Raw genomic sequence first — 8503 nt, 5'->3', positions numbered from 1 at the left:
AGGGCGAGATCCTCGAACTCAAGTCGACGATCAACACGATGGTCGACCAGCTCTCCGCCTTCGCCGACGAGGTCACCCGCGTCGCCCGCGAGGTCGGCACCGAGGGCCAACTCGGCGGCCGCGCCCAGGTCCGGGGCGTATCCGGGGTCTGGAAGGACCTCACCGACAACGTCAACTTCATGGCCGACAACCTGACGTCGCAGGTGCGGAACATCGCGCTCGTGTCGACGGCGGTGGCGCAGGGCGACCTCGGCAAGAAGATCACCGTCGAGGCGAAGGGCGAGATCCTCGAACTCAAGTCGACGATCAACACGATGGTCGACCAGCTCTCCGCCTTCGCCGACGAGGTCACCCGCGTCGCCCGCGAGGTCGGCACCGAGGGCAACCTCGGTGGCCAGGCCCAGGTCCGAGGCGTGTCCGGGGTCTGGAAGGACCTCACCGACAACGTCAACTTCATGGCGTCGAACCTGACCTCCCAGGTCCGCAACATCGCCCAGGTCACGACCGCCGTGGCGCAGGGCGACCTGGGCAAGAAGATCTCCGTCGACGCGCGCGGCGAGATCCTGGAGCTGAAGGACACCGTCAACACGATGGTGGAGCAGCTGCGCGGCTTCGCCGACGAGGTGACCCGCGTGGCCCGCGAGGTCGGCACGGACGGCCGGCTGGGCGGACGCGCAACCGTGCACGGCGTGTCGGGCGTCTGGAAGGACCTGACCGACAACGTCAACTACATGGCGGACAACCTGACTTCACAGGTACGGAACATCGCGCAGGTCGCCACGGCCGTGGCCCAGGGCGACCTCTCCAAGAAGATCGACGTGGACGCGCGCGGCGAGATCCTCGAACTGAAGACGACCATCAACACGATGGTCGACACGCTCTCCTCGTTCTCCTCCGAGGTGACCCGGGTGGCCCGCGAGGTGGGCTCCCAGGGTCAGCTGGGCGGCCAGGCGCGGGTCGAGGGCGTGTACGGCACGTGGAAGCGCCTGACGACGAACGTGAACGAGCTGGCGCTGAACCTGACCACGCAGGTCCGCGCCATCGCCGAGGTCGCCTCCGCGGTGACCTCGGGCGACATGTCGCGTTCGATCACGGTCGACGCCCAGGGCGAGGTCGCCGAGCTGAAGGACAACATCAACCTGATGGTGGCCAACCTCCGCGAGACGACGCGCGCGAAGGACTGGCTGGAGTCCAACCTCGCCCGTCTCGCCGCCCTGATGCAGGGCCACCGGGACCTGATGGAGGTCGCCGACCTGATCCTGCGCGAGCTGACGCCGCTGGTGAACGCCCAGTACGGCGCCTTCTTCCTCGCGGAGGAGGACGAGGACGGCACACAGCAGCCCACGGCCGTACCGACCAAGGGACTTGCGTACATCGCCGGGTACGGTTCGGGCTCCGCGTCGGTCATCGACACGGGCGGGATGCCGGTCCACGGCCTCGTACGGCAGGCGGCGCTCGAGAAGAAGCGGATCCTGGTGGAGGAGGTGCCGCCGGACTACATCAACATCAACAGCGGGCTCGGCGAGGCGGCGCCCGCGTCGGTCGTGATCATCCCGATCCTCTTCGAGGACACGCTCCTCGGCGTGATCGAGCTCGCCTCCTTCTCCCGCTTCTCCGACGTCCACCTGGCGTTCTTCGACCAGTTCGTGAACACCATCGGCGTCGCCATCAACACCATCATCGCCAACTCCCGTACGGAGTCCCTGCTCGGCGAGTCCCAGCGCCTCGCCATCCAGCTCCAGGAGCGCTCGGACGAACTCCAGCGCCAGCAGGCCGAGTTGCAGCGTTCGAACTCTCAACTGGAGGAAAAGGCCGCACTGTTGGCGACGTCCTCGCAGTACAAGTCGGAGTTCCTCGCGAACATGTCGCACGAGCTGCGCACCCCGCTCAACTCCCTGCTCATCCTGGCCCGGCTGCTCTCCGACAACCCGGACGGGCACCTCAACGGCCAGGAGGTCCAGTTCGCGACGACGATCCACCGTTCGGGCTCCGACCTGCTCCAGCTCATCAACGACATCCTCGACCTGTCGAAGATCGAGGCCGGCCGGATGGACGTACGCCCCAAGAAGCTCCCCCTCATCAAGGTCCTCGACTACGTCCACGCGACGTTCCGGCCCATCACCCTCGACCGCGGCCTCGCCTTCGAGGTGTCGGTCGGCGAGGACGTGCCGCGCGAGATGTTCTCCGACGAGCAGCGCCTCCAGCAGATCCTGCGCAACCTCCTGTCGAACGCGATCAAGTTCACCGCGCAGGGCCGGGTCGAACTGCGGGTCCGCCTGGTCAAGGCCCCCGAAGGGGCCCAGCCGGCCGACAGCGACGACCTGCTCGCCTTCGCCGTCACCGACACCGGGATCGGCATCCCGCGCGACAAACTCGCCGTCGTCTTCGAGGCGTTCCAGCAGGCCGACGGCACGACGAACCGCAAGTACGGCGGCACGGGGCTCGGCCTGTCCATCAGCCGGGAGATCTCCGCGCTGCTCGGCGGCCACATCGTCGCGGAGAGCGAGCCCGGCGAGGGCTCCACCTTCACGCTGTACGTCCCCGTGCGCTGCCCCGGGCACGAGCCGCCCGCCGGGCAGGAACCGTCCACCCTGCCGCAGGCGGCCCTCGTGCCCGAGCAGGGCGACCCGGCGGACACGTACGCGTCGCAGCAGCCGGAACAGGAGGACAACTGGCCGGCGCCGACGAAGCTGGAGCGGTGGACAACGGGCAGGCCGGGCCTGGTCCTGCCGGGCCGCCGCGTCCTGATCGTCGACGACGACATCCGCAACGTCTTCGCGCTCACCCACGTACTGGGCCGCGTCGGCATGCCGGTCCTGTACGCGGAGAACGGCCTCGAGGGCATCGAGACGCTGGAGAGCCACCCCGATGTCGAACTCGTCCTGATGGACATCATGATGCCCGAGATGGACGGCTACGAGACGATCTCCGTCATCCGCAGTACGCCGAGATGGGCCGGGCTGCCCATCGTGGCGCTGACCGCCAAAGCCATGCCCGGCGACCGCGAGAAGTCGATCGCCAAGGGCGCGAACGATTACGTACCGAAACCGGTGGACGTGGACCAGTTGCTGAAGGTCGTGTGCGAGCTGCTGGCCCCCGAGGAGGCAGACCCCTCCGCCACCGAGGTCTCCGGTACCCCGGCGACCACTGAGTGAGGCACCATCAACATGACTACTGCAGAGTCCACTTCAGCGGATCGGGCCAGCATCCTCCTTGTCGACGACATGGAGGACAACCTGACCGCACTCGAAGCCGTACTGGGTCCCCTCAACGAGCCGCTGGTCAGGGCCCGTTCGGGCGAGGAGGCGATGAAGGCGCTGCTGCGCAGGCAGTTCGCCGTCGTCCTCCTGGACATCCGGATGCCCGGCATGGACGGCTTCGAGACGGCGACGAACATCAAGCGTCTCGACCAGACGAAGGACGTCCCGATCATCTTCCTGACGGGCACGGAGGCCGACACCGGCTATGCCTTCCGCGGCTACGCGACCGGGGCCGCCGACTACCTGACCAAGCCCTTCGACCCGTGGGTACTGCGCGCCAAGGTGACGGTCTTCCTCGACCTGCACCGCAAGAACCGCCAGTTGCAGCGACTCCTGGCGCGCGAGCACCAGCAGTTGGACAACCTCGCGGCCCGCATGACGACGATGGAGCGCCGCCTGGCCGAGGACGCCGACCCCGATGTGCGCGAACTGCGCCACGACATCGGGGAGATGAAGGAGACGCTGCGGATGGTGCGCCGGGGTTAGCGTTGCGGCCGCGGCGTCTCCTCCCCTTGGCCGTCAGCCCTCGCGGCTCCCGGAGTACATCTCGTCGAGGAGCGCCTTGTACTCGCGTTCGACGACCGGGCGCTTCAGCTTCAGGCTGGGCGTCAGCTCGCCGTGCTCGATGTCGAGGTCGCGGGGCAGGAGCTTGAACTTCTTGATGGTCTGCCAGCGCTGCAGGCCCTCGTTGAGCTCCTTCACGTAACCCTCGACGAGCTGCACCGTCTGCGGCGCCGCGACGACCTCCTCGTACGAGGAGCCGCTGAGGTCGTTCTCCTTGGCCCACTCGAGGATCGACGGCTCGTCGAGCGAGATGAGCGCCGTGCAGAAGTTCCGGTCGGCGCCGTGCACGAGGATGTTGGAGACGTACGGGCACACGGCCTTGAACTGGCCCTCGACCTCGGCGGGCGCGATGTACTTGCCGCCCGACGTCTTGATGAGGTCCTTCTTGCGGTCGGTGATCCGCAGGTAGCCGTCGTTGGACAGCTCGCCGATGTCGCCGGTGTGGAACCAGCCGTCCGACTCCAGGACCTCGGCGGTCTTCTCGGGCAGCCCGTGGTAGCCCGCCATGATGCCGGGGCCGCGCAGCAGGATCTCGCCGTCGTCCGCGATCCGCACCTCGGTGCCGGGCATCGGCTTGCCGACGGTGCCGGTGCGGTACGCCTCACCGGGGTTCACGAAGGAGGCGGCGCTGGACTCGGTCAGGCCGTAGCCCTCCAGGATGTGGACGCCCGCGCCCGCGAAGAAGTAGCCGATCTCGGGAGCGAGCGCGGCAGAGCCGGACACACAGGCCCGCAGCCGCCCGCCGAAGGCCTCCCGCAGCTTGCTGTAGACGAGGCGGTCGGCGGCCTTGTGCTTCGAAGCGAGCTTGAACGGCACGGACGCGACGCCCGTGCGGCGGAAGTTGTCCTGGCTGACCTTCGCGTACTCGCGCGCGACACCGGCCGCCCACTGGAAGATCTTGTACTTGGCGCTGCCGCCGGCCCGCGCCTTCGCGGCGACGCCGTTGTAGACCTTCTCGAAGATGCGCGGCACGGCGGCCATGTACGTCGGCTGCACGATCGGCAGATTCTCGATGATCTTGTCTACGCGGCCGTCGACCGCGGTGACGTGCCCGACCTCGATCTGGCCACTGGTGAGCACCTTGCCGAAGACGTGCGCGAGCGGCAGCCACAGGTACTGCACGTCGTCGGGGCCGATGAGGCCGGTCGCGGTCATGGCCTTCGCCATGTACGACCAGTTGTCGTGCGGGAGCCGGACGCCCTTGGGCCGCCCGGTGGTACCGGAGGTGTAGATGAGCGTGGCGAGCTGGTCCTTCTCGATCGCCCCGACCCGCTCGGTGACGACGTCCGGGTTCTTCTCCAGGTACGCGGCGCCGCGCGCCTCCAGGTCCTCCAGGGTGAGCACCCAGCCGTCGGGGTCGGCCGCGTCGGGCTCGACACCGGTCGCGTCGATCACGACGACGTGCCGCAGCTCGGGCAGCTCGGCCCTGCGCGCCCGCGCCTTGGCGAGCTGCGCGGCGTCCTCCGCGACGATGACCTTGGACTCGGAGTCGGACAGGATGAACGCCGACTCGTCCTCGTTGGTCTGCGGGTACACGGTCGTGGTCGCCGCGCCCGCGCACATGATGCCGAGGTCGACGAGCACCCACTCGACGCGGGTCGAGGAGGCGAGCGCCACCCGCTCCTGCGGGCCCACTCCCAGCTCGACGAGGCCCGCGGCGATGGCGTACACGCGCTGCGCGGCCTGCGCCCAGCTCAGCGACTTCCAGTCGTCGGGGCCCGTGCCGGTGGCCGAGGGCACCGGATAGCGGTAGGCCTCGGCGTCCGGTGTCGCCGTCACGCGCTCCAGGAAGAGGTTCGCCACGGAGGGCGGACGGTTCTCGATCAAGGTCTGTGTGTCGCTCACGACGTCCTCCGGGGCCCGCGGCAGTGCGGCTGGTTCAGCGGCTTGTTTAACTGGTGAGTAACCATTGGGCAGTGATCAGGGTAAGGGTCACCGTCCTGGCACGTAAGGGGCTCCGGCCTCCGATTTCATCGGACTCTCCCCCAACGTCCCCAGCCCACACACGGCCCTCACAAAAGCAGCGGGCGCCTGTCCGGAGAAACGGACAGACGCCTCGTGCTTCATGCGGTCCTCATGCGCGGGGACCGGCGCGGCGGGCTACTTCTTGCTCTTGCCGCCGCCGCTGTCGTCACTGGAGAGCACGGCGATGAAGGCTTCCTGCGGCACCTCGACGGAGCCGACCATCTTCATGCGCTTCTTGCCCTCCTTCTGCTTCTCGAGGAGCTTGCGCTTACGGGAGATGTCACCGCCGTAGCACTTGGCGAGGACGTCCTTGCGGATGGCGCGGATGGTCTCGCGGGCGATGACCCGGGAGCCGATCGCCGCCTGCACCGGCACCTCGAAGGCCTGCCGCGGGATCAGCTCCCTGAGCTTGGCGACGAGGCGCACACCGTACGCGTAGGCCTGGTCCCGGTGCGTGATGGCGGAGAAGGCGTCCACGACGTCGCCGTGCAGCAGGATGTCGACCTTGACGAGGTGCGCGGCCTGCTCGCCGGTGGGCTCGTAGTCGAGCGAGGCGTAGCCCTTGGTCTTGGACTTCAGCTGGTCGAAGAAGTCGAAGACGATCTCCGCGAGCGGCAGCGTGTACCGGATCTCGACCCGGTCCTCCGACAGATAGTCCATGCCGAGCAGCGAACCGCGCCGGCCCTGGCACAGCTCCATGATCGAGCCGATGAACTCGGACGGGGCCAGGAGGGTGGCGCGCACGACCGGCTCGTGGACCTCCGCGATCTTCCCCTCCGGGAACTCGCTCGGGTTGGTGACCTCGTGCTCGACACCGTCCTCCATGACCACGCGGTAGACCACGTTGGGGGCGGTGGCGATGAGGTCGAGGCCGAACTCGCGCTCAAGCCGCTCACGAATGACATCGAGGTGCAGCAGCCCCAGGAATCCAACGCGGAAACCGAAGCCGAGCGCGGCGGAGGTCTCCGGCTCGTAGACCAGCGCGGCATCGTTGAGCTGCAGCTTGTCGAGCGCGTCGCGCAGCTCCGGGTAGTCGGAGCCGTCGAGCGGATAGAGCCCCGAGAACACCATCGGCTTCGGGTCCTTGTAACCGCCCAGCGGGGTGTCGGCGCCCTTGTGCAGGGAGGTGATCGTGTCACCGACCTTGGACTGCCTGACGTCCTTCACGCCGGTGATGATGTAGCCCACCTCGCCGACGCCGATGCCGTCGGCCGGGGTCATCTCGGGCGAGGACACACCGATCTCGAGCAGCTCGTGCGTGGCCCCGGTGGACATCATCCGGATCCGCTCGCGCTTGTTGAGCTGACCGTCGACGACTCGTACGTACGTCACGACGCCCCGGTAGGAGTCGTAGACCGAGTCGAAGATCATCGCGCGGGCGGGCGCGTCCTTGACGCCGACCGGGGCCGGAACCTCGGCGACGACCTTGTCGAGCAGCGCCTCGACGCCCATGCCGGTCTTCGCGGAGACCTTGAGCACATCCTCGGGGTCGCAGCCGATGAGGTTCGCCAGCTCCTCGGAGAACTTCTCGGGCTGGGCGGCCGGCAGGTCGATCTTGTTGAGCACCGGGATGATCTTGAGGTCGTTCTCCATCGCCAGATACAGGTTGGCGAGGGTCTGGGCCTCGATGCCCTGGGCGGCGTCGACGAGCAGGATCGTCCCCTCGCACGCGGCGAGCGAGCGCGAGACCTCGTACGTGAAGTCCACGTGACCCGGCGTGTCGATCATGTTGAGGATGTGGGTACTGCCCTCGTCGGGCCCCACGGTCGGGGCCCAGGGCAGCCGCACCGCCTGGGACTTGATCGTGATGCCGCGCTCTCGCTCGATGTCCATCCGGTCGAGGTACTGAGCACGCATCTGCCGCTGCTCGACCACACCGGTCAGCTGGAGCATCCGGTCGGCGAGCGTCGACTTGCCGTGGTCGATGTGCGCGATGATGCAGAAATTGCGAATCAGAGCCGGGTCGGTGCGGCTCGGCTCGGGCACATTTTTAGGGATCGCGGGCACGCAGGGTCCTGTCTCTTGAGGCCTTCTGCCTCAGGTCGGCCTCGGTTGGGATCAATACGTAGCCTCCATGGTCCCATGAGCGGGGCGCTGCGCCCGGTTTGGGCCACCTGGAGGACGGCTGATACCGTGGGCAGCTGTGTCTCATGCCCTCTAAGCCGAGGCACGCACTCAGTGACAATCACCGGTACGGGTCCCTGACCGGCCCCGTGCCTGAACCTGAAAAGGCTCATTTCGTGGCGAACATCAAGTCCCAGATCAAGCGGATCAAGACCAACGAGAAGGCGCGACTGCGCAACAAGACGGTCAAGTCCTCCCTCAAGACCTCGATCCGCAAGGCCCGCGAGGCCGTTGCCGCCGGTGACGTCCAGAAGGCCGTCGAGGCCCAGCGCGCTGCCGCGCGTCAGCTCGACAAGGCCGTCTCCAAGGGCGTCATCCACAAGAACCAGGCCGCCAACAAGAAGTCGGCGCTTGCTTCGAAGGTCGCGTCCATCCAGGGCTGAACCTGACCTGACCTGATCGACCGTCGGTGGGACCCGGGCGGGCCCTCTCTCTCCGCCCCCGACCGACACCCAAGAGCCCGCACGCGACTGCGTTCGCCACGCGGGTGCGGGCTCACAAAGCTTGACCCGAGGCCCCGCCCTTTTCAGGGCGGGGCCTTCGGCGTTCCCTGGGCACGATCGAGCACCCATTCCCCGCCCGCCCGGCTA

General features: G+C 67.8%; 5 protein-coding genes. 3 read left to right on the top strand and 2 right to left on the bottom strand.

Annotation, left to right across the window (positions count from 1 at the left end; all coding sequences use genetic code 11):
- Together ACIRHA_RS34795 and ACIRHA_RS34790 are read left to right on the top strand one after the other, a co-directional pair.
- Positions 1 to 3155: HAMP domain-containing protein (locus ACIRHA_RS34795; protein WP_403854156.1), on the top strand; the 3155-nt coding region annotated here is incomplete at its 5' end.
- A gap of 12 nt (positions 3156 to 3167) precedes the next feature.
- Positions 3168 to 3746: a response regulator gene (locus ACIRHA_RS34790; RefSeq protein WP_403854154.1), complete on the top strand. Its 579-nt coding sequence runs from the start codon at positions 3168 to 3170 to the stop codon at positions 3744 to 3746.
- Positions 3747 to 3779: 33 nt separating this feature from the next.
- On the opposite strand, the gene ACIRHA_RS34785 is transcribed toward ACIRHA_RS34790, so the two are convergent.
- Positions 3780 to 5669 (bottom strand): AMP-dependent synthetase/ligase, encoded by a 1890-nt coding sequence (locus ACIRHA_RS34785; RefSeq protein ID WP_403854152.1) that lies wholly within the window; start codon positions 5667 to 5669, stop codon positions 3780 to 3782.
- Positions 5670 to 5924: 255 nt separating this feature from the next.
- Positions 5925 to 7796, bottom strand: a complete 1872-nt coding sequence (lepA, locus tag ACIRHA_RS34780) for a translation elongation factor 4 (RefSeq protein WP_403854150.1) — start codon at positions 7794 to 7796, stop codon at positions 5925 to 5927.
- A 233-nt stretch (positions 7797 to 8029) separates the two neighbouring features.
- Here lepA and rpsT point away from each other — a divergent pair, with 233 nt between their 5' ends.
- Positions 8030 to 8296 (top strand): 30S ribosomal protein S20, encoded by a 267-nt coding sequence (gene rpsT, locus ACIRHA_RS34775; protein ID WP_403854148.1) that lies wholly within the window; start codon positions 8030 to 8032, stop codon positions 8294 to 8296.
- The last annotated feature ends 207 nt before the right edge of the window (positions 8297 to 8503 follow it).

Origin of the sequence: Streptomyces sp. NPDC102360 (assembly GCF_044766085.1) — a bacterium.
Lineage (GTDB): Bacteria > Actinomycetota > Actinomycetes > Streptomycetales > Streptomycetaceae > Streptomyces.
This window is presented reverse-complemented; position numbering and strand designations above follow the sequence as displayed.